17 protein-coding genes are annotated in these 23,602 nt (G+C 35.1%); 12 read left to right on the forward strand and 5 right to left on the reverse strand.

All coding sequences use genetic code 11. From position 1 onward, the window contains the following. Positions 1 to 160: 160 nt before the first annotated feature. A complete protein-coding gene (gene prmA, locus RT037_RS02560; protein ID WP_313027940.1) occupies positions 161 to 988 on the forward strand; it encodes a 50S ribosomal protein L11 methyltransferase in 828 nt (275 codons plus the stop codon). 180 nt (positions 989 to 1,168) lie between these two features. Here prmA and RT037_RS02565 read toward each other — a convergent pair whose 3' ends face one another. From RT037_RS02565 to dusB, 3 genes are all read right to left on the reverse strand, one after another. Beyond that, entirely contained in the window at positions 1,169 to 2,482 is a 1,314-nt protein-coding gene (locus RT037_RS02565; RefSeq protein WP_313027941.1) for an ABC transporter permease, read from the reverse strand. Positions 2,483 to 2,503: 21 nt separating this feature from the next. Further along, positions 2,504 to 3,412 carry an ATP-binding cassette domain-containing protein gene (locus RT037_RS02570; RefSeq protein ID WP_313027942.1) on the reverse strand — a complete coding sequence of 303 codons (909 nt, stop codon included), beginning with the start codon at positions 3,410 to 3,412 and terminating at the stop codon, positions 2,504 to 2,506. 327 nt (positions 3,413 to 3,739) lie between these two features. Beyond that, positions 3,740 to 4,729 (reverse strand): tRNA dihydrouridine synthase DusB, encoded by a 990-nt coding sequence (dusB, locus tag RT037_RS02575; RefSeq protein WP_313027944.1) that lies wholly within the window; start codon positions 4,727 to 4,729, stop codon positions 3,740 to 3,742. Positions 4,730 to 5,008: 279 nt separating this feature from the next. On the opposite strand from dusB, the gene RT037_RS02580 reads away from it, so the two are divergent. From RT037_RS02580 to lysS, 3 genes are all read left to right on the forward strand, one after another. Further along, positions 5,009 to 5,398 (forward strand): c-type cytochrome, encoded by a 390-nt coding sequence (locus RT037_RS02580; protein WP_312322248.1) that lies wholly within the window; start codon positions 5,009 to 5,011, stop codon positions 5,396 to 5,398. 4 nt (positions 5,399 to 5,402) lie between these two features. Then, on the forward strand, positions 5,403 to 6,332 hold the full coding sequence (rlmF, locus tag RT037_RS02585) for a 23S rRNA (adenine(1618)-N(6))-methyltransferase RlmF (protein ID WP_313027945.1): 930 nt from the start codon (positions 5,403 to 5,405) through the stop codon (positions 6,330 to 6,332). A gap of 87 nt (positions 6,333 to 6,419) precedes the next feature. After that, positions 6,420 to 8,114 carry a lysine--tRNA ligase gene (lysS, locus tag RT037_RS02590; protein ID WP_312322251.1) on the forward strand — a complete coding sequence of 565 codons (1,695 nt, stop codon included), beginning with the start codon at positions 6,420 to 6,422 and terminating at the stop codon, positions 8,112 to 8,114. 47 nt (positions 8,115 to 8,161) lie between these two features. Here the strand turns inward: lysS and RT037_RS02595 are convergent, their stop codons facing one another. Together RT037_RS02595 and RT037_RS02600 are read right to left on the reverse strand one after the other, a co-directional pair. Then, positions 8,162 to 9,160: a cytochrome d ubiquinol oxidase subunit II gene (locus RT037_RS02595; protein WP_313027946.1), complete on the reverse strand. Its 999-nt coding sequence runs from the start codon at positions 9,158 to 9,160 to the stop codon at positions 8,162 to 8,164. After that, complete coding sequence (locus RT037_RS02600; RefSeq protein WP_313027948.1) at positions 9,157 to 10,500, reverse strand: cytochrome ubiquinol oxidase subunit I; 1,344 nt, start codon at positions 10,498 to 10,500, stop codon at positions 9,157 to 9,159. The genes RT037_RS02595 and RT037_RS02600 overlap by 4 nt, the downstream gene beginning before the upstream one ends. 344 nt (positions 10,501 to 10,844) lie before the next feature. On the opposite strand from RT037_RS02600, the gene RT037_RS02605 reads away from it, so the two are divergent. The 8 genes from RT037_RS02605 (at position 10,845) to lpxD (ending at position 23,596) form a co-directional block, all read left to right on the forward strand. After that, positions 10,845 to 13,025, forward strand: a complete 2,181-nt coding sequence (locus RT037_RS02605; RefSeq protein ID WP_313027950.1) for a LamG-like jellyroll fold domain-containing protein — start codon at positions 10,845 to 10,847, stop codon at positions 13,023 to 13,025. A 162-nt stretch (positions 13,026 to 13,187) separates the two neighbouring features. Then, a complete protein-coding gene (locus tag RT037_RS02610) occupies positions 13,188 to 16,031 on the forward strand; it encodes a histidine kinase (RefSeq protein ID WP_313027952.1) in 2,844 nt (947 codons plus the stop codon). Further along, the gene (locus RT037_RS02615; protein ID WP_312322261.1) at positions 16,024 to 16,782 is read left to right on the forward strand and encodes a response regulator; all 759 of its coding nucleotides are present in this window, start codon (positions 16,024 to 16,026) and stop codon (positions 16,780 to 16,782) included. Before RT037_RS02610 ends, RT037_RS02615 begins: the two co-directional genes overlap by 8 nt. A 193-nt stretch (positions 16,783 to 16,975) precedes the next feature. Next, positions 16,976 to 18,910, forward strand: a complete 1,935-nt coding sequence (gyrB, locus tag RT037_RS02620; RefSeq protein WP_313027954.1) for a DNA topoisomerase (ATP-hydrolyzing) subunit B — start codon at positions 16,976 to 16,978, stop codon at positions 18,908 to 18,910. Between the two features lie 84 nt (positions 18,911 to 18,994). Next, entirely contained in the window at positions 18,995 to 19,798 is an 804-nt protein-coding gene (locus RT037_RS02625) for an RsiV family protein (protein ID WP_313027956.1), read from the forward strand. A gap of 73 nt (positions 19,799 to 19,871) precedes the next feature. After that, positions 19,872 to 20,717: a diacylglycerol kinase family protein gene (locus RT037_RS02630; protein WP_313027958.1), complete on the forward strand. Its 846-nt coding sequence runs from the start codon at positions 19,872 to 19,874 to the stop codon at positions 20,715 to 20,717. Between the two features lie 159 nt (positions 20,718 to 20,876). Beyond that, positions 20,877 to 22,091: an HD domain-containing protein gene (locus tag RT037_RS02635; RefSeq protein ID WP_313027960.1), complete on the forward strand. Its 1,215-nt coding sequence runs from the start codon at positions 20,877 to 20,879 to the stop codon at positions 22,089 to 22,091. Between the two features lie 485 nt (positions 22,092 to 22,576). Further along, complete coding sequence (gene lpxD, locus RT037_RS02640; RefSeq protein ID WP_313027962.1) at positions 22,577 to 23,596, forward strand: UDP-3-O-(3-hydroxymyristoyl)glucosamine N-acyltransferase; 1,020 nt, start codon at positions 22,577 to 22,579, stop codon at positions 23,594 to 23,596. Positions 23,597 to 23,602 lie beyond the last annotated feature (6 nt).

Consider the following 23,602-nt stretch of genomic DNA (forward strand, 5'->3'; position numbering starts at 1 on the left):
AAAATCTGAACTCCTTTTTTTAATTAAAACTCTGATGAGTTTAAAGATTACGAGTTTTAAGTTTAATGTTTGTGTTTTATTAAAATTCATGATTTATAACTTACAACTCATAACTTATTTAAAAGCATAATTCTTATTTTTGCATTATTAAAATAAAAATATGACTTCTTACTTAGAATTTACATTCAAAATAAATCCGGTACAACCTTGGAGCGAGATATTAATGGCAGAACTTATCGGTATTGGATTCGATAGTTTTACAGAAGAACATGATGGGATTTTGGCTTACATCCAAGAGGATTTGTATAGTGAAGAAGCGCTTAAAGACCTTAACTTACTTAATTCTCCAGATGTTGAAATTTCTTACGAATCCCGACAAATGCCAAATATTAATTGGAATGAAGAATGGGAAAAAAATTTTACACCAATTAATATTGATGACAAAGTGTTGATAAGAGCAGAATTCCATGAAAGTCAAAATCTTCTTTACGAAATTATCATTCAGCCAAAAATGTCTTTTGGGACAGGACATCATGCGACAACGCATTTGATGATTCAGCAGATGTATGATATGGATTTCAAAGACAAGAAAGTTTTGGATATGGGTTGTGGAACTTCGGTGTTGGCGATTTTTGCTAAACAACGAGGTGCTGGCGAAACTTTAGCAATTGACATCGACGAATGGTCTGTAGAAAACTCTCACGAAAATGCAGAACGTAACAATGTAGATTTAAAAATTGAATTGGGAACTGCCGAAAATCTTGGTAAAGAAAAATTTGATGTTATCTTGGCGAATATCAATCGTAATATTTTGATTTCGGATATTCCGACTTATGTTAAAGATTTGAATGATGGTGGCGAACTGTTGTTGTCAGGACTTTGCTTCTTCGATGTTGATGATATTTTGGAAGTTTGTAAAGCTCAGAATTTAACTTTAGAAAGACAGTTGCAAAGAGAAGAGTGGGTAAGTCTTCTTTTGAAAAAATAGTCAACTCTCACGTCCTTGCGTGAGGGCGAAGCGCATTGTTGGAGCTCGTGATGTGAGGTGGCGGAGCGTAGCGGAGCCGTCCGAACATAACAGCGACTGCGCGCAGACCGACCTCAAAACACTACGGCGCGGACGACAAAGTCGTCCGCGCCGTAGTGTTTTGAGGGCACGCCCAAAATATTATTTAGTGCGAATCCATTTCCAAAGTTCTTTGCCTGTAGCTTTGTTTCCGTACATCAAAATACCAATTCGGTAGATTTTTGCTGCGACAAAAACCATGAAAAGAGTAGAAGCAATCAGCAATGAAATTGATAATAAAATCTGCCACATCGGAACGCCAAACGGAATTCTTGCAACCATTGCAACAGGCGATGTGAACGGAATGATCGATAACCAAAAACCTAAAGGTCCATCTGGATTGTTGAAGATCGTGAAGCTTCCGTACATGCCCAACATCAATGGCATGATTGCAAATAAAGTAAATTGTTGTGTTTCGGTTTCGTTGTCAACGGCAGAACCAATTGCGGCGTACATCGAACTGTAGAAGATATATCCGCAAAGGAAAAACACGATGAAAACTGCGATAATCAATCCGAAATTCATGTCCAATAATGTGTGCGATACTTGTCCGATAATTTGCTGGATATCCATTTTGTTCATGGTTTCGCTTGCTTCTGCAGGAATATTTTGTTGCATAGCCATAAATCCTGTATTTAAGAAAAGAGCCGAAGTGACAAACATCCCAATCCAAATGATAAACTGCGTTAAAGCAACCAATGTAACACCGATTATTTTTCCCATCATCAATTCGAAGGGTTTAACCGACGAAATGATAATCTCGACAACGCGGTTGTTTTTTTCTTCCAAAACGCTTCGCATCACACGCACGCCGTAGATGATGATGAACATAAAAGTGGCGTACACCAAAACCATGCTTAGTCCAGTTTTGATACCGAAAGCCATGTCATTGTCGGGTTTGTTGTTTTCGGCAATATTTTGCGTTGTAATTTTGAAACCAGAATTAAGATCTACGATTTGCGTTTCGGAAAGTCCAAGTTGTTTTATTTTCTCTTTTTTTAGAATGTCGCTTAGGTCACTGTTTATCGAAGATTTGGTGTCCATTCCGATTTTTTTGTTCGTCAAAAGTTTGGTCGAAGTTTCCAACGAATTAAAATTTTGATTCTGAACTTTCGGAATAATCAACAATCCGTCGATGCCTTCCATTTCCTTCAAGGTACTTGTCAGTGCACGTTCAGTAGATTCGGGTACGAAAGTATAAGTAATGTCTTTAGTCGATTTTAGTTGCTTAGTAAAAATGCCACTTTTGTCGATGACGTTAAAGTGATATTCTGACTCGTTAGCTTTGAACATAAAAGCAACCAAAACGCCAAAACCAATCATTAGCAAAGGCGCCAAAATCGTAAGAATAATAAAAGATTTTTTCTTAACCTGCGTCAAGTATTCTCTTTTAGTGATAAGTATAATATTTTTCATTTAATCAAAAATTAATGCAGATTAGTTAGATTTCACAGCGTTGATGAAAACTTCGTTCATGCTCGGTATTTTTTCGTTAAAGCTTCTCACGTTTCCGATGTTCATCAAATCTTGAAGCAAAAGATTTCTGTTTTCAACGTTTTCAAAATCAAAAGATACCAAAGCATTTTCTTCTTTAACATCTTGCAATTGATGCAGGTTGCGGAAGTTTTCGAATTTCGAACTATCAAAATCTGATAAAGTCACAGCGAAAATATTTTGTTTGAACTGCTCTCTAACGTCAAAAACTTTTCCGTCCAAGACTTTGCGAGAATTGTTGATTAGTGCAACATAATCGCACATCTCTTCAACACTTTCCATGCGGTGTGTCGATAGAATAATCGTGGTTCCGTTTTCTTTAAGTTTTAGGATTTGATCTTTTATCAAATTAGCATTAACAGGGTCAAAACCAGAAAATGGTTCATCCAAAATCAGCAATTTTGGGCGGTGCAAAACCGTCACCACAAACTGAATTTTTTGCGCCATACCTTTCGATAATTCGCTTAGTTTTTTCTTCCACCATTGGTCGATTTCCAATTGCGCGAACCAGTATTTTGCTTGTTCCATAGCATCTTGACGCGTCATACCTTTCAGCTCACCAAAATACAAAAGTTGGTCGCCAACCGTCATATTTTTATAAAGTCCACGCTCTTCGGGCATATAGCCAATTTGTTTGATGTGTTTTGGGTTGAGCGGTTGATCGTTGATCCAAACTTGACCTTCGTCTGGCTGCGTAATTTGATTAATGATACGTATAAAGGAGGTTTTTCCAGCGCCGTTAGGGCCCAAAAGTCCATAAATACTCGCGGTAGGAACGTTGATGCTGAAATCTTGCAAAGCAACTTTTTTTCCGGCGTTGTAAGTTTTTTTGATGTGTTCTGCTCTTAGCATAATTTTATTTTTAGGAGCTTTATCACGCTGTCCGCTGTATCTTTGGGCCTGTCGCTCGGTCGGCTCCGCTGCGCTCCGCCGCCTCACTCCAACCCAAAGGATGCCGCTTCCATCGTGGCTAGGGATTTCTCATCCGTAGAAAGTTTGTCCTTTTTTATTGATTTTTTTTGAATCTATAAAATTAGTATAAACTTTCCTGAAATGTTACAGAATTCGTTAGAAATAACAAATGATAGAAATGAAAATTGGGCATTAATGAAATAAGCACTGATTGCTTTTAAAACTGAAAAAAGAGAAAACATTATGATGTTCTCTCTTTTCTCATAATTAAAAAACTTTAGCATCGTAAAATTCTTTCGTTTCTTCAATCAAGTTTTCAACTTCTTCTAAAGTAACAGCTTGTAAAAATTTAGTTTTAAACTCTTTAAAATGCGGAATACCACGGAAGTAATTGCTGTAATGTTGCCGCATTTCCATAAGACCAGGACGTTCGCCTTTCCATTCTACAGACCATTCGGCATGGTTTTTAACCGCCTCAAGTCGATCTGTAATTGTTGGTTCTGGTAAGATTTCACCAGTTTCAAAATAATGTTTTATCTCATTAAAAATCCAAGGATAACCAATGGCGCCACGACCGATCATAATACCATCGCAATCGAATTTATTTTTATATTCCAAAGCTTTTTGAGGCGAGTCGATGTCACCATTTCCAAAAATCGGAATTTCAATATTTGGATTGTTTTTAATTCTCGAAATATGATGCCAGTCCGCTTCGCCTTTGTACATTTGGGCGCGCGTTCTTGCGTGGATTGTCAAGGCTTTGATGCCTGTTGCTTGTAGTCTTTCGGCAACTTCATCGATATTAATGCTATCCGTATCCCAACCCAAACGCGTCTTTACGGTAACAGGAAGATGCGTTGAGTCAACAACAGCTTTCGTCAAACGTACCATCAAATCAATATCTTTTAGGACGCCTGCACCTGCACCTTTGCAAACGACTTTTTTAACAGGACAGCCAAAGTTGATGTCAACAATATCTGGATTTACAGTTTCTACAATTCTTGCTGACATAGCCATTGCTTCCTCGTCGCCACCAAAAATTTGGATACCGACAGGTCTTTCGTAATCGAAAATGTCAAGTTTTTTTCGGCTTTTTATAGCATCACGAATGAGTCCTTCCGAAGAAATAAATTCTGAATACATCAAATCTGCACCATGCATTTTGCAAAGTCTTCTAAAAGGTGGATCCGAAACGTCTTCCATTGGCGCTAGCAAAAGCGGGAAATCAGGAAGTTCTATGTTGCCAATTTTTACCATGCTGCAAAAATACGCATTTTTAAAATTTTATTTTCACACATTTTTAAGAGTGATTTTTAGTATTAAAAAAGTTGGAATATACCCCGAAATAGGTATTTTTTCACTAAAATCCTTTTTGCAGATTTGCAAACACAAAAACGCAAACACACATAAAATTGGGACGCAAAATGATCATTGATTAAAACCGATGAAAGTTTAGCAAATTAAAAAAGAGAATGTCATTGATATTCTCTTTTTTTGTTCAAGATACTTTGATTAAATTTGTTGAAAAGTAAGATTATGAAAAAAATCCTTTTAGTAGCAGTTGGTTTGTTAGCTTTTTCTTGTTCAAAGAAAGCTGAAGCAACAGATTCTAAAGAGTCAACAACACTTATCGAAGAACCTAAACAAGAAGAAGCAAAACTGACACCTTTGGAAGAAGGGAAATCCTTAGTTGAAGGTGCGGATTGTTTGGCGTGTCATAAAGTTAATGAAAAAATGATCGGCCCTGCTTACGAAGAAGTGGCTGCGAAATACGAAAATACACCCGAAAATATTGATGCGCTTGCCGAAAAAATTATCCAAGGAAGTTCTGGTGTTTGGGGAAATGTCCCTATGGCTGCACATCCTGGACTTAGCAAAGAGAATGCAAAGTTGATGGCGTCTTATGTTCTAAGCTTGAAGAAGTAATTTGATGTCAGACGAAAAATCAAATCTACATCCTAGAAATCTTCATCGACAAGCTTACGATTTTGATGATTTAATTATTGAAGTTCCAGAGCTTAAACATTATGTTTTCGAAAATAAATTTGGTGCAAAAACCATTAATTTTAGTATTTCGAAAGCGGTGAAACTTCTGAACAAAGCTTTGCTTCAGAAGTTTTATCATATTAAAGATTGGGATATTCCCGACGCCAATCTTTGTCCGCCGATTCCTGGTCGAGCAGATTATGTACATTATTTAGCAGATTTGTTAGCGGAAGATCTTGGTGATATTCCCAAAAATAAAAGCGTGAAACTAATAGATATCGGCGTTGGCGCTAATATGGTCTATCCAATTATCGCAAGTCAGTCTTATCAATGGCAAGTTTTAGGAACTGACATTAATGAAGCTTCGCTGAAAAATGCGCAAAAAATATTAAATGCTAATCCTGAACTTTCCAATTTAGTTCAATTAAAAAAGCAAACGAATCCTAATTTCATTTTTAAAAATATAATTCAGGTAGAAGATAAGTTTACGCTGACAATGTGTAATCCGCCGTTTCATAAATCTGAAGAAGAAGCGATAAAAGGCAATTCTCGAAAAACTAAAAATCTTAATAAAAACAAAACTCCAAAAGTTAATTTTAACTTCGGTGGTCAACAATCTGAGTTGTGGTGTGACGGTGGCGAATTGGCTTTTAATACAAAAATGATTACAGAAAGTAAAACTTTTGCGCAGCAAGTTTTATGGTTCACATGTTTGATTTCTAAAAAGGAACATCTTCCGAAACTTTTAGAAAATTTAAAAAAGATAAGTGCCATCGATGTTAAAGTTATCGATATGGCGCAAGGTCAAAAAGTAAGTCGGATTTTGGCTTGGACTTTTATTTCGAAAAACGAAAGAAATTCTTGGACGAATTAATTTAATTCAGTTTAAAAAAAATCTCAGCAAAGCAATTGACCATCAATTCTAAATTCACTAATTTTGCACGTTATTTAAAATAAGACAATGCAATTATCTGAACAGGAAATTATCCGCCGACAAAAGTTAGAAGAGCTCGGCAAAATGGGGATCAATGCATTCCCAGCGGAAGAATACACAATTACTGATACTACAGAATCTATAAAACAGGATTTTGCAGAGGGTAAACAGGTGAAGATTGCAGGTAGATTAATGTCCAGAAGAATCCAAGGGAAAGCATCTTTTGCGGAACTTCAAGATTCTAAAGGTCGTATCCAAGTGTATTTTAACCGTGACGAAATCTGTCCGGGAGAAGATAAAGATTTATACAACGAAGTATACAAAAAGCTTTTAGATATCGGCGATATCATCGGTATCGAAGGTGATTTGTTCAAAACTCAAGTTGGCGAAATGACCGTTAATGTTAAGAATTTTATTCTTTTAACAAAATCATTGCGTCCCTTGCCATTGCCAAAAGTGGATGCTGATGGTAATGTACATGACGGTTTTACCGATCCAGAAATGCGTTACAGACAGCGTTACGCTGATTTAGTGGTGAATCCGCACGTGAAAGAAATTTTCGTGAAGAGAACAAAATTGTTCACGGCGATGCGTAATTTTTTCAACGATGCAGGATATTTTGAGGTTGAAACGCCAATTTTACAATCGATTCCAGGTGGAGCAGCTGCAAAGCCGTTCATCACACATCACAATGCTTTAGATATTCCTTTGTATTTAAGAATTGCAAACGAATTGTATCTTAAAAGATTAATTGTTGGTGGTTTTGATGGCGTTTATGAATTCTCGAAAAACTTCCGTAACGAAGGAATGGACCGAACGCATAATCCAGAATTTACTGCAATGGAAATCTATGTTGCGTACAAAGATTACAACTGGATGATGGATTTCACGGAGAAATTGTTAGAATTCTGTGCAACACAGGTTAATGGAACTGCAGAATCTACTTTTGGTGAACATCAAATTAGCTGGAAAGCGCCTTATCCAAGAGTTTCTATGCAAGAAGCGATTGAAAAATATACAGGTTTCGACATCACTGGAAAATCTGAACAAGAACTTTTCGATTTTGCAAAATCTATCGGAATTGAAGTAAACGAAACGATGGGTAAAGGAAAATTAATTGATGAAATTTTCGGTGAGAAATGTGAAGGAAACTTCATTCAGCCAACATTCATTACAGATTATCCTGTGGAAATGTCGCCTTTAACCAAGAAACATAGAAGCAAAGAAGGTCTTACAGAGCGTTTCGAATTGATGGTTTGTGGAAAAGAAATCGCAAATGCTTATTCGGAATTGAACGACCCAATAGACCAAAGAGAACGTTTTGAATCGCAAATGGCTCTATCTGAAAGAGGGGACGATGAAGCGATGTTTATCGACCAAGATTTCCTACGAGCTTTGGAATATGGTATGCCACCAACTTCAGGTCTTGGAATTGGGATGGATAGATTGATTATGTTCTTAACGAATAACCCGTCAATTCAAGAAGTATTGTTCTTTCCTCAAATGAAACCAGAAAAAGTGGCTCCAACAGTCGAATTAGGAGAAGATGAAAAGTTAATTCTTGAAATCCTAAAATCTGGCGAGCAAATGCCTTTGAATGATGTAAAGGAGCAAACCAAATTCTCAGGAAAAAAATGGGACAAAGCTTCTAAAACTTTAACCAAAAGCAACTTGGTAAAAGTGGAGAAAATAGATGATGTTCTGTTGATGAAATTGGCATAACAGAATCTTAACGATATATTAAAAAACGAACTTCGGTTCGTTTTTTTTTACTTCCTTCTCATCGCGTAGATTAAATAAAACAAAAAGGGTAGGATGAATATGGAACCAATTAAAAGCGCCCAAGCCAATGCATTGATAGTTGCTTCTGGCGCGGCATGTTCTATTAAAGAATAATGGTTTCCGTTTCCTAATAAAACAATATCTGGATAATGTTGATACGTTGCTGCAACCAAAATTAAAACCACTTGCAATCCTGCAAATAATCGAATCGAAAGGAGTTTTCGTATCTTTATGCAATAGAAAATTAAACCTAACAAAATCGTTGCAACAACAACGGCTGCAATTCCTAAAGGCTTCGAAAATATCCACTGAAATAATGGAATTCCTGAATAATATGCTGCGCCAAAAACCAACGTTCCTGTTAAAACAATTAAGACCATTGCTTTTTTAGATTTTCCAATCATCATCGTTACTTCATCATCACTTCGGCTTTCTCGGATGGAAAGAATACAAGCCAAATACGAACAAATAGCAATCGTGAAAAGTCCTACAGCGACCCCAAAAAGATTGAGCCAACTAAAAATATAGAGATCCAAAAAGTTGGTTGCATCAGGATTAATTGATGATGAAACGGTTGCTGCTGCAATAATGCCTAAAAAGAAAGGCGTCAACAGACTTGCCGCATAAAATATTCTGGAATACAAAACCTGCCATTGATCTTCTACTGCATCATAATTCCGGAATGTAAAAGCCGTTCCACGAGCGATAATTCCCACCAACATCAATACTAACGGAATATGAAGATAAGTTGAAATTCCGGCGTAAATCTGCGGAAAACCTACAAATAAAACCACAATTGCGATAATCAACCACATATGATTGGCTTCCCAAACGGGCGCAATCGCATCGTGCATAATGTCGTGAACTTTCTTTTTCGTGTTTTTTCCAGCAAAAAGTTCGACAATTCCGCCACCGAAATCCGCTCCGCCAAAAACGACGTACAAACAAACTGAAAGCCATAAAAAGGCGATAACTACGTAGATCATGACTTATTAGTTTTAGGTGAATAATTTGGATCGGTTGGGTCGTATAATTTTGGAACCATTTTAATTTGTCTTGACAATAAGAACGCTAAAATCATCGCTAAAGTCACGAAAATAAACGTGAAAAAGTAAAATGAATATTGAATTCCAGGCATCGGTGTTACGGCATCAATAGTTTTCATGACACCATAAATTATCCATGGTTGTCGCCCAACTTCGGTTACCGTCCAGCCTGATTCTAGAGCAATATATCCGAACGGAGTTGCAATAAAAAACATTTTAAGAAACCATTTTTTTGTCATCCATTCTTTCTTTTTGTACAAAGCGAATAGATAAAGTCCACCCATAAACATCATCACAACACCAAAGAAAATCATAATCTGAAAAGCGTAATGAACAACGGCAACCGGCGGCCACAGATCTCTTGAGAAGTTGTTCAAACCTTTAACTTCACCATTAAACTCGCCTGTCGCGAGAAAACTTAAAACTTTTGGTACTTTAACGGAATATTTTACTTCACCCGTTTTTTCATCAGGAATTCCACCCAAAACGAAGGCGGCACCTTTTTCAGTTTCAAAATGAGCTTCCATCGCGGCTAGTTTGATAGGTTGTCTTTTGGTAACTGACTTCGCCGCGATATCACCACTTAACGGCGCTCCAAAAGCTCCAATCAATGCAAATCCCATTGCAATACGAAATGCTTTGGTGTGAAATTCGACATTTTTCTTCTTTAAAATTAAATAAGCATGAACACCAGCAACAGCAAATCCAGTCGCACAAAATGCAGCCACTGTCATGTGCAAGGCTTGCGGAAACCAAGCTTCGTTAAACATCGCTTTTATGGGATCTATGTTGATGTATTCACCATTCACAAAATCAAATCCAGAGGGACTATTCATCCAAGCATTGGCGGCTACAACAAGAATTCCCGATGCTAAACCGCTAATTCCAACTATTAATCCACAAATCCAGTGAAACCACTTGTTTAGTCTCTCCCAACCATAAAGGAAAAAACCTAATGCGATGGCTTCAATAAAAAATGCCGTTCCCTCAAGCGAGAAAGGCATTCCGAAAATGGGACCTGCATGTTCCATAAATTTTGGCCACAATAAGCCTAACTCGAAAGAAAGCATCGTCCCTGAAACCGCGCCTGTTGCAAAAAGAATTGCAACACCTTTGCTCCACGCTTTGGTAAGCCCTTCGTAGATTTCCCTTCCTGTTTTTAGATATTTCCAATGAGAGTAGGCCATAAGAAAAGGCATTACCATCCCAACACAAGCGAATATGATATGGAAACCTAATGATAGAGCCATTTGCGACCGAGCCGCGATAAAATCATCCATCCAGTTATTGTTTTGAATGATTAAAGATAAGAATTATAACTTATTCATACTTACATTATTATGGTTAATTTTAATGATAAATTTCATCTATTAAAAATTAATTTGTTTAAGCAGGTTGACTATATTATTTAACTAATTTTTTAATGCTAAAAACTTTCAAAATCTGATATTTTTTCCATATCTCTATGTTTTTGTATAATGAAAGAGTAAAAAATATAAATTCAAAAATGCTTCGTGAATTCTTTTCTTAGTTTAGTGAAATAAAATGATACATTCGTAAAGTGACAAGCATAAAATAGTAAGGGTGTTTTTTTCTTTGTGGCAAAATTTAAAACATTTTAACAATGAAAAAACTATTACTCATTTTTGGATCTTGCTTGGCGCAGATGTCCTTGGCTCAAATTCCTGCTTTAAGTCATTCATTTACGAATACTTTGGTTTCTCCAGGTTTTTCTATGGGAAACAATGGAATTGGTTTAGATGAAGACAGAAGTTATGACGCAGCAAAAGCTGCCAAATTAGCTGCTGGTCATGATTTTTTTAAAGTTACTTTAACAACTGCTCAAAAAAATGCTTTATTATCCAACGGAACTATATCGCTTTGGTACAAGCATGAAGGCACAGGACAAAGTGCTTTTGGAACTAACAAACCTCTGATTTTTTGGTCCAATGGTGGATACAGTTATTCAGAAGGAATAATGTTAGGGCTCAATAGCGCTGGAAGAATTCAGCTTTTGTCTTATCTTGGTAACAATGCAAATAATTCTGCGTCTGGACAAAGTTTTATCAACTTCCCAACTTCGGGTTGGAATCACATAGCAATCAGTTGGACGAATGGACCGAGTTCTAGTCATAGGATGAAAGTTTACCTTAACGGTGTTGAAGTTATCAATGCTAAAAGTCCATTCCAAGGTCTTCCATCTACATCATCGTCGGACATTTTTTTTACAGGATTTAATGCTAATTTCCCTAGTTCGCTTTACGGCAGCATCGATGAAATTAAAGTATATACTGAACAACTTTCGGACGCACAGATTTTATCACTATTTTCAACTGAGCTTCCTACCAATTGTGTAGTCAATATTCCTGATGCTAATTTCAAAAATGCATTATTAAATTATAATACTCCAAAAATAGATGTTAATAACGACGGAAAAATTCAATGTTTGGAAGCGGAAGCTTTTCAAGGGATCCTTAAAATCAATAATAAATACATTAGCGATCTTACAGGTTTGGAGGCATTTAAAAATCTTGGTGGACTGCAGGTTGCTGAAAACAATTTAACCAAAGTGGATGTAAGCAATCACAAAAGATTGAATGAAATTTGGGTGTCAGGTAATCAATTGACTTCTTTGAATGTTGCCAACGGAAACAACACGAATTTTGTTGCAATGCTAGCGGGGTTAAATAACAATCTTACGTGCATTCAGGTAGATAATCCTAATTACAGTCAAGCCAGTTGGGTAGGAACTTATTTTAGCATTCCTGCGGGAGCTTCATACAGTACCAATTGCGCACCAGCTACTTGTGAGGTGAATATTCCTGATGGTAATTTTAAATTTGCACTATTAAACCATACTCCTACAATTGACACCAATGGTGATGGCAAAATACAATGTACGGAAGCGGAAGCAGTTACTGAAAATTTAGCACTTTCGTTAAAAGGCATCAACAATATGACAGGAATTGAAGCTTTTAAAAATATTAAACAATTATTTTTAAGAGATAATAATTTAACAACTTTAGACCTAAGCGCGAATACAGCTTTGACAAATGTTGATTGCGCACGTAATCAATTAACCAGCATTAACTTGGGTACGAATACAGCTTTGAGGAATTTGTACATTCAAGAGAACCAATTAACAAGTTTAGATGTAAGTGCAAATACGGGATTAAGCAATTTGGTTTTGAACGATAATCATTTAACCAGCATAGATGTAAGTTCAAATACAGCCTTATCCAATCTAGGTTTTGCGAGAAATCAAATTAGCCAAATTAATCTAAGCACAAACTCAGCCTTAAATATATTGGTGACAAGTGATAATCCAATAACAAGTTTAGATCTAAGTTCAAATCCACAATTATATGTTATAGACAGTCAGAATTCGCAATTATCAAGTTTAAATTTAGCGAATGGAAATAACGGTATCATATCGGATCTTTACATTCAAAATAATCCAAATCTTACCTGCGTTCAAGTTGATAATGTTGCTTACAGTATTGCTAACTGGACAGATCCTACTTCTTACATAAAAGACAGCATTGCTAATTACAGTGAAGATTGTAGCTCTACATTAGGAACTAATAATATCGGATCAAAAGCAAAAATAGAAGTGTATCCAAATCCAACAAAAGGAATTGCACAATTAAGCGAAGTTGCAGATATACAGGTTTTTGACGCTAGCGGAAGATTAATTCTGACAAAAGATAAAACCAAAGAAGTTGATTTAACATATCTGAAAAGTGGCGTTTATTTTATTAAAACTAAAACGTCTGAAAAACTAATAAAAATTATTAAAGACTAAGCTAATCATACTTTAATAATAGTTAATAACTTTTTTATATTTTTTGGAAGACTGTCCAACGAAAGTTGAACAGTCTTTTCTAAAAAAAGATTTAATTTAAGCCTAAAATTCTCATCCCATCAAGTTTGAGTAAAATTCCTAATTTTGAGAAAAACAATTGCCTTGAAATTTCTATTTTTCCTGTTTTGTTCCTTATACTTATTTGGACAATCCAATCCTTATGCTTTTACGCTCAACAAAATCTCTGGTTTGCCATCAGATATGGTGTTTGATGTTAAGCAGGATAGGAAAGGTTTTATCTGGTTGGGGACTGCCAAAGGCATTTTTCGATATGATGGTGTTGAGGTCAAATCTTTTACTAGTGTGGATGTAACGGTAAAATCGGTTTCAAATATTAATCAAGATAAAAAAGGAAGAATTTGGTTTCAAGATTTTAACGGCAATATTTTCTTTGTAGAGGATAATCGGATACAGAGCTTTAAGGCTTATAAAGCAAATGGTTTTCTTAAGTACGCTCTAATTCATGATAAACTTTACATTGCGGGAAAAAAAGGCATTAGGATTTATGATATTAGCAGTTTTCGGTTGCTTAAAGAGATTCCGTTAGATCTTCATACAACTATCCAAACTGTTGCTTTGGAAGATAGTTTTTATACGATTGGAGAAGAAATCCACGTGGTTAATCCACAAAATCAATTAAGGAAATTGACTTTGCCCGCAGATTACACCAAAAAGATTACAGCTCCAATAATCACAACAGATGGGAAAAAGCTTTATGTTTTTTCTAAATTTGATCCAAGTTATTTAGTTATTAATAACGGAGAAAATAGTCTTAAGACTTTGCCTTTTAATGTCGTATTTACTCAAAACGCCAATGTTATCGATCAGGATATTTGGCTGTGTTCTACCAAAGGTTTATATCGATTCAATCCTCAGAATAATACTTATAAACACTATTTTTCAGAAACAAATATATCTTTTATTACCAAAACGGCAGTCGGTAATTTCTGGATTTCTACATTAACCAATGGTGCGTTGTATGTAGAGGATTTTAACTCTGGTTTTATTGCAACACCAACGATTCCTATACGTTTGGTAAATGAGAAAAACAACTTGTTGTTTTCCTCCAATCGCGATGAGATTTTTAGTTTAGATGAATTGTTTAATGTGCATAGGATTTATAAAGGTAAGACAGATCATGTGATTTCACCTTTGTTTGTCGATAATATTAACAATAGATTGCTTTTTACGTCATCAAAATTTATTATTAAATCTCAACACGCTACTTTAGAACATATTATTGCGGTAAAGCAAATTGCGCAGTTGGATGCCAAATATTATGTGATTAGCGCCAGCACTTGGAATGGCATCATCTATACCGATCCAAAACTTAAAAGTGAGTGGGACAAAGAGTTTGAAGCGTTAAAGCAACATTCGCAAGATGGGATCTACTTTATACCATTGGTGACTTCAGAAAATGGTAAAAATTGTTTTGTAGATACTAAAGACAATAGCATTTATTTTTTGACTAATTATGGTATAAGACGTTATCATAAAGGCATTACCAAAGATATTCCGAATGATACTAAGAGTGTTTTTATCCAAATGGAAAATCTGGATGGTAAAATCTATCTACTTTCTCAAAATGAAAATTTATATGAGTTAAACTCAGGAAAAGTTCATAAAATTAAACTTCCTAATAAGTTTGAAAATGCGAAAATTCAGAAATTTAAAATTATTGATGATAGCATTTATTTAATAAAAGACAATGTGGTTTATAATTATTTGCCACAACAACAAAAGATAATTCCGGCGTTACACATCCCAAAAGATGTAGAAATTAATGATATTGCAAAGTTCCAGCATCGTTTATTTTTTTCGACTAATAAAGGGATTATTCATATTCCTTATACTAATACATTTGGTTTTCAACCTTTAAAATTATTTGTAAATAACATAACGGCAAATGGCAAAATTATCCACAACAAGGATTTTGACCAACTGAAATCATCTCAAAATAATATTGAAATTAATTTTGATATTCAGTCAGAAGCACCCAATGCACAATATGAAATTTATTATAAAATAGACGACTCTAACTGGCAAAAGATTTCTAATCTTAACAGACGTCTGGTTTTTTCATCGATTTCTAGCGGCAAACACCACGTTGTTTTAAAAATAGTTCGAGATTCTGAAGTTATTAGCAAAGAGATTTCATTTTATATTTCGCCTCCTTTTTATCTTACATGGTGGTTTTTGGCACTTTTGGGAATAGCTTTAATTTTTGGAATTTATTTCATTTTTAAAACAATTATTAAACGAATCAACTTAGAAAATTCAAAAAAAATAGAAAAACTAAACTTAGAAAAATTAGTCAATCAGAATAAACTTAAATCTCTGAAATCCCAGATGAATCCTCATTTTTTCTTTAATGCACTCAATACTTTACAATCTTATATTGTGGCTAATGAAAAGAAGGAAGCCGTATTCTATCTGTCTAAATTTTCAAAATTAACTCGATCTATCCTTGACATGAGTGACCGAGATAACATCTCCTTAAAAGAAGAAATTGAAACTCTAAAAGTCTACCTCGATTTGGAAAAAGCTAGATTCGGTAATGATTTTCAGTATAGTATTTTTGTAGATGAGCAATTGGAAAATTCAGATGTTACAATTCCTACCTTGCTTATTCAGCCTTATGTAGAAAACGCCATAAAACATGGGCTTTTACACAAAAATGCGAATAAGAATTTAGAAGTTACTTTTGATAAATTTAATGATATGTTAATGATTAAAATTGAGGATAACGGAATTGGAAGAAAAAGAAGTATGGAACTGAATGCTATAAAAAATAAAAACCATAAATCTTTTGCAACACAATCCTTAGAAGAGCGAATAATGTTGATTAACCATAGCGAGCAATACCAAATTAACATACAATATATTGACAAAAATGACAATCGAGGAACCATAGTCCTTTTAAAAATAAAAGCAAGTGATGTGTAACGATATTAATGCAATAATAATTGACGACGAAGAAAGGGCTCGGATGAATCTAAAACTCTTAGTCCAAGAATTCTGTCCTGAGATTAAAATAATTGCCGAATGTAAAAGCCTTTCCGCAGGTGTGAAAACTATTCGCAAAGAAAATCCTGCGCTGGTCTTTCTAGATATCGAAATGCCTGGTCATAGTGGATTAGAACTTTTAGATTTTTTTAATGAATCCGAAGTTAATTTTTCAATTATTTTTGTGACTGCTTATAATAATTACGCCATTAATGCCTTCAAATTATCGGCTATAGATTATTTACTAAAACCAATCAATCCGCAAGATTTGCAAAACGCCGTTGCTTTATTTCAGAAACGAAAAAATCAAACGGATAATTTGATTGCGCTCAAAACCAATTTAGAACATTCTTTTAATAACAAGATTGCAATTCCAGTTTCCGGAAAAATTATCTTTATGAATATCGAAGATATACTCTATCTAAAAGGGGATGGAGCTTATACGACAATTAATAAAACTGACAGAACAAATTTGTTGGTCTCCCGTAATCTTAAATATTTTGAAGACTTTTTTAAAGATAATAACAGCTTGATGCGTGTCCATCGGTCTTATATTGCTAATCTTAGCCATATAGGAAGTTTGGGAAAAAAAGATGGTGCATATATCGAATTTCTGAATGGCGATTGGATTCCCATTGCTAATGATAAGTTACAAGAAATACTAAATAAAGTGAATTTCATGAAGAAATAATTTATAATGCTAAGGGATATTTTAAGGTATTATCGAATAACTTTGAAGTCAAATTTCATCTATTAAAATATAATTTATTTATGCAAGTTGACTATATTATTTAACTAATTTTTGGATGCTAAAAACTTTCAAAACCCGAAAATTTTCACGATATTTGTAGGTCTTTGCACAGCGCAAAAATTAAAAATTTTATATGAGTCAAAAACAATATACAGCAAGTAGTATTCAGGCATTAGAAGGAATGGAGCACGTACGTATGCGTCCTTCGATGTACATTGGTGATGTGGGCACGAGAGGTCTTCACCATTTGGTTTATGAAGTAGTGGACAACTCTATTGATGAGGCTTTGGCAGGTTATTGTGATACAATTACGGTAACCATCAAAGAAGGCAACGGAATCGAGGTGACCGATAACGGTCGTGGTATTCCGGTTGACTTTCACGAAAAGGAGCAAAAATCAGCTTTGGAGGTTGTAATGACCAAAATTGGAGCAGGAGGGAAGTTCGATAAAGATTCGTATAAAGTTTCGGGAGGTTTACATGGTGTTGGGGTATCGTGTGTTAACGCGCTTTCTAACGACATGATTACGACGGTTTTCCGTGACGGAAATGTGTATCAACAACATTATCAAAGAGGAAAAGCTCTAGAAGATGTTAAGCAAGTAGGAAATACTGACAAGCGTGGAACAATGCAGTTCTTCCAGCCGGATGATACAATTTTCACTGATTTGGTTTACAATTACGATACATTAGCAAATCGTTTAAGAGAACTTTCTTATTTAAATAAAGGAATTAAAATCACTTTAACAGACGAAAGACAAGTTTTAGAAGATGGAAGTTTCAAATATGAAGTTTTCCATTCTGAAGGTGGTCTTAAAGAATTTGTTGAATATATCGATGGAAATCGTGAATCGATAATGGAACACGTTATTTACATGGAAGGTGATCGAGAAGGGATTCCTGTAGAAGTGGCAATGCGTTATAACACGTCGTTTAATGAAAACCTTCACTCGTATGTTAACAATATTAATACACATGAGGGAGGAACGCATTTAGCTGGTTTCCGTAGAGCATTAACAAGAACTTTGAAAAAATATGCTGATGAACTTGGTTTACCAGCAAAAGAAAAAGTAGAAGTAACAGGAGATGACTTCCGTGAAGGACTTACAGCAGTTATTTCTGTTAAAGTTATGGAACCTCAATTTGAAGGGCAAACGAAAACCAAATTAGGTAACTCAGAAGTTTCGGGTGCGGTTGATAAAATCGTTGGTGAAATGCTAACGAACTTCCTAGAAGAAAACCCATCTGAAGCTAAAACAATCGTTCAGAAAGTTGTTTTGGCAGCAAAAGCACGTCAAGCAGCTAAGAAAGCGAGAGAAATGGTTCAACGTAAATCGCCAATGGGCGGTTCTGGACTTCCAGGAAAATTGTCAGATTGTTCTTCGAAAGATCCAGCAGAATCAGAATTATTCCTAGTGGAGGGAGATTCTGCGGGTGGAACAGCTAAACAAGGTCGTGACCGTCATTTCCAAGCTATTCTTCCTTTGAGAGGTAAAATTTTGAATGTTGAAAAATCGATGCTTCACAAAGTATATGACAACGACGAAATCAAAAATATCTATACAGCATTAGGTGTAAGCGTGGGTACTGAGGAAGATTCAAAAGCTTTGAATTTAACAAAACTTCGTTATCATAAAATTGTGATTATGACCGATGCCGATATCGATGGATCTCACATTTCGACGTTGATTTTGACATTCTTCTTTAGGTATATGAAAGAATTGATTGAGAATGGATATGTCTATATCGCTCAACCACCTTTGTATTTGTTGAAAAAAGGTAACAAAAAAATCTACGCGTACAACGAAAAAGAACGTGAAGAAATTACGCTAGAAATGTCACCAGACGGAAAAGGAGTAGAAGTACAACGTTATAAGGGTCTTGGGGAAATGAATCCTGAACAGCTTTGGGATACAACGCTTAACCCAGAACACAGAACCCTGAAGCAAATCACTATTGAAAATGCTGTTGAAGCAGACAGTACATTTTCGATGTTGATGGGAGACGAAGTTCCACCAAGAAGAGAGTTTATTGAGAACAATGCAATCTATGCAAGAATTGATGCATAATTTTTCTTTTTAAATTTAAAATAAAACATTAAAACCTTCCTCTTTTGGAGGGTTTTTTGCTATCAAAAAGCAAAATTTTAATTTATGAACTCATTAGTTGGAAGCTTAGTTTTAGGCTCGTTGGTGTTATTTAGCTGTTCAAAAAAGCAAACAACAGAGGTCAATATCCCTACGTTTGATAAAGATACCATTGCCGCAGAAGCAGCATTTAAGATGGATTCTATCAAAATTTCGGACTCGATAAAAGCTGGTACTAACCTAACTTTGGCTTATAATAAGAGCGTTTTGCTATTTCCGACAATTACTAATAAAACGGTTTTGGATAGCATCTATGCACCAACATTATTAAAAACAAATGATTATTCTAAAACAGGTTTTGCAACGGCTTTCGAAGAAGATAAATCTAATTTTTATAAAGAAAGTAAACCAAAAGATTTTCAACCAGGATCGCATCAGACTTGGGACTCTCAATCGCACATGTCGGTGTTTTCTAACCAAGATGACATGTTAACAATTCGATATACAAACGGCGGTTTTTCAGGAGGTGCACATGGTTATTACAATGAACTTTATAAAGTTTTTGACCTTAAAAACAATAAAAGTATTCTACTTTCTGACATTGTCAAAAATCCAAAAGATAAAATTTGGAACCAGCTCTTGATGGACAGTTTTACGAAAAATGATAAAGATGGTCAAAAAGATATGTTGTTAGAAAAAGTAATTCCACTTAATACCAATTTTTATTTTGGAAACAAGTCGATTACTTTTGTCTATAACCAATACGAGATTACCGCTTATGCAGCGGGCGTAGTCTATATTACTTTAGATTATAAAGATATTAAAGACCAACTAAAACCTGAATTTTTACAACGTGTACGATTTAATTAACAATTAATTAATAAAACGTATTTTTGCAATATCAAAACTCCGAATTATCGGAGTTTTTTATTAGAATTTATCCATGAAAACAGCTTACATTATCAATCCTTTTTCAGCTAAAAAAAATTATAAAAGCTTTTTGACAGCTTTAGAATCGAGAGTTGAAAATCCTTTGGTTTTAGTTTCAAAATCGATTGAAGACAGTTTTGATTTTATTAAACAAAATTGGAACGATGTTGATGTTTTTGTGGCAATCGGCGGCGATGGAACAATCTCTACGGTTGCAAGTAAATTGGTTAATTCTGATAAAATTTTGGCGGTTTTTCCAGCTGGTTCGGGTAATGGTTTTTCTAATGAAACTAATTTTTCTAAAAACATCGATTCTCTTTTAACAAAGCTAAAAAAGAAAGATTTCAAATTGGTGGATTCTTTCTCGGTGAATGGGAATTTGTCGATTAACGTTTCTGGCGTTGGTCTAGACGGTAACATTATCGAAGGATTCGAACATTCTGAACGTGGTTTTAGCAGTTACATCAAAATTACGGTAGAGAAGTATTTTAAATTTAAACCTATTCAAGTTAAGTTTGAAGAAAAATACAAACAATTCGACGGCGAATATATGATGGTGAATGTCGCTAACAGTCGTCAATTCGGGAATAATGCCTACATTGCGCCACAAGCAGATATGTCGGACGGTAAAGTAGAAATCGCTTTGGTTAAGAAATTTCCGTTGCCTGCAGGACTTTCTTTTGCTTACAGAATGTTTACAAAAAGCTTAAAACCTGGAAAATATTTACAATATATTTCTGCCTCCGAAATTTCTTTTACGGTGGATTCAGAAGCTTGGCATCTTGACGGTGAATATCACAAAATAAAATCGCCAGTTGAGATTAAAGTACTTCCTAAAAGTTTGAGAATTTTGGTTTAAATTAAAAAAGTTATTTATTGATATTGAAGATTTTCGTTATTTATATTTTTTAGTGAAAAATTTAATGTTAAAACTTGGCGATCTAAAACTCAAAATTGAATTGATATTAATATTGATTTGAATCGAAGACTGTATCTTTGAGTCAAACAAAGCCTTTCTATGCTTAACAAACTCAAAATTATCAACGATCCGGTTCACGGTTTTATCAAGATTCCACACGAGATTCTTTATGATGTAATCGAACATCCTTATTTCCAGAGACTTCGCAGGATTTCTCAGACAGGATTGTTGTCGTTGGTTTTTCCGGGCGCCAAGCATACCAGATTTCATCATGCTTTGGGCGCGATGCATTTGATGTTTACAGCACTAGAAACTTTGAAGTTAAAAGGCATTTCCATTTCCAAGGAAGAAGAAAAAGCGGCTTTGTTGGCGATTTTGTTGCACGATGTTGGACATGGACCATTTTCTCACGCGTTGGAAAATCGATTAATGGACAATTGGCACCATGAAAAGTTGTCCTTATTGTTAATGACAAAACTAAACGAAGAATTTTCGGGTGAGTTGACTTTAGCGATTGAGATGTTCAAAGGACAATACTCGCGCAAGTTTTTCAACCAATTGATTTCGTCGCAGTTGGATGTCGATCGTTTGGATTATCTAAAGCGAGATAGCTTCTACACGGGCGTTTCGGAAGGTAATGTTAATACGCAGCGTATTATTTCCATGCTTAATGTGTCGAACGACGAGTTGGTCGTTGACTCCAAAGGAATTTATTCGGTAGAGAATTATTTAACAGCGAGAATGTTCATGTATTGGCAGGTTTATTACCACAAAACGGCGGCTTTGTCAGAACATCTGTTGGTGAAAATTTTGGGAAGAGCAAAAAAGCTGGTTTCTGAAGGAACTTCTTTGGATGCGCCAAAATATTTAAAATATTTCTTAGAAAATCAGCATTTCGAAGAAGAGAACGAACTCAACTTGAAAAACTTCACGATGTTGGATGATATGGACGTTTACCAAGCGATAAAATCGTGGACAGAATCAGACGATTTTGTGTTGTCTTATCTTTGTAAAGCTGTTATTTATCGTCATTTCCCGAAAACGATGTCATCATCACAATATTTTTCCAAGGATTTTATTCAGACCAAAATTCATAAGACCAATCAACTTTTCGGTATCGATAATGGGAACGAGTTGGTGGATCAAATTTCGAGAAGTCTTTTGCCTTATGACACCGAAAAGCAACCAATATTTTTGTTAGACAAATCGGGCAAAAAAATCAAATTGGAAGATTCCGAAAATCAGATTTTGTCGTCGTTTATCAATCAAGTCAATACAAAATATATTCTGTCTTTTCCTCGCGAAGTGATATAATATTTGGGCAATCCCTTGCGGATTTCGCCTAGCTTTGCCGATGCTCAATCCGCAAGGTCGGGCTATCCTCTCTATCTTTAACTTGGCTGCTCGGACGGCTCCGCTGCGCTCCGCCGCCTCGCGCCAAGCCAAAGGATGCCGCATCTATCCCTATTGCAGAAATAATTAGAAAATTAAGTTTCCAAAATTTAATAATATTTTAATTTCATTGACAATTCAAAAAAAAGATAGTCTAGAGTGGATTTTTCAGAAAATTAATGAAGAAAAAAATTATGTATTTGGAATAGTTTTTAATTCAATAAAATCGAAAAATCACCAGTTTTAGTATGTATTACTAATCAGATTATCTGTGATAGAAAATTATTTAGAAAAAATTATCTTTCAAAAAAATGCAGAGAATTTAGGAGATTAAAAATATTTGACAAAATTGTAAAATGTTATCAAAAATGTAATGTGTAATTAAGAAATTGTTATCTTTGCACGATATGGAATTTACTGCAGAGCAAATTGCTAACTTTATAAATGGTAAAATCATCGGTGATAAAAATACAGTTATTACTGGGGTTTCTCCTATAGAAAATGGCCAAAGTGGTCATTTATCATTTGTAGCACAAGAGCGTTTTTCACATTTCATAGACACAACAGATTGTTCTGTACTTATCGTGTCACAAAATCTCTTGAAAGAAAATCACACCTATTCACCAGTTATTATTGCGGTGGAAGATGCTTATCTTTCGTTTCAGATTTTGATGAATCTTTACAACGATCTTAAAAAGAAAAAGTCAGGCATCGAGCAGCCGTCTAGCGTTAGCCATTCTGCGGTAATTGGTGACGATGTGTACATCGGTGCATTTACTTATATTTCGGACAAGGCGGTTATCGGCGATAACTGTCAAATATATCCACAAGTCTACATCGGCAAAGGCGTTAAAATCGGAAAAAATTGCAAAATTGATTCTGGTGCGCGTATCTACGATGGTTGTGTGATTGGCGATAATTGTATCATCCATTCTAACACAGTTATTGGTGGCGATGGTTTCGGATTCCAATTGAGCCCAGAAGGATTCAAAAAAATCCCTCAACTAGGAAATGTCATTTTGGAAGATGATGTGGAGATTGGTTCTAACTGTAGTATTGACCGCGCAACCATTGGTTCAACCGTAATTGGAAAAGGGACGAAAATTGATAATCTTATTCAGATTGCTCATAACGTGAGAATCGGTCAGAATAACGTCATCGCTGCACAAGCTGGTATTGCCGGTTCAACAAAAATTGGAGATTGGAACCAAATCGGCGGTCAAGCTGGTATTGTTGGACATATCGAAATCGGGAACCAAGTTAAAATCCAAGCCCAAAGTGGCGTTAATAGTAGCGTGAAGGACAAAGAAGTTCTTTATGGTTCGCCAGCTATTCCTGCGGGAGATTATCGTAGAAGTTATGTGCATTTCAGAAACTTTGGCGATATTATAACGAGAATTAATAATTTAGAAAATAACAAAAAATAAAATTTG

Source organism: Soonwooa sp. (assembly GCF_032062245.1).
GTDB lineage: Bacteria > Bacteroidota > Bacteroidia > Flavobacteriales > Weeksellaceae > Soonwooa.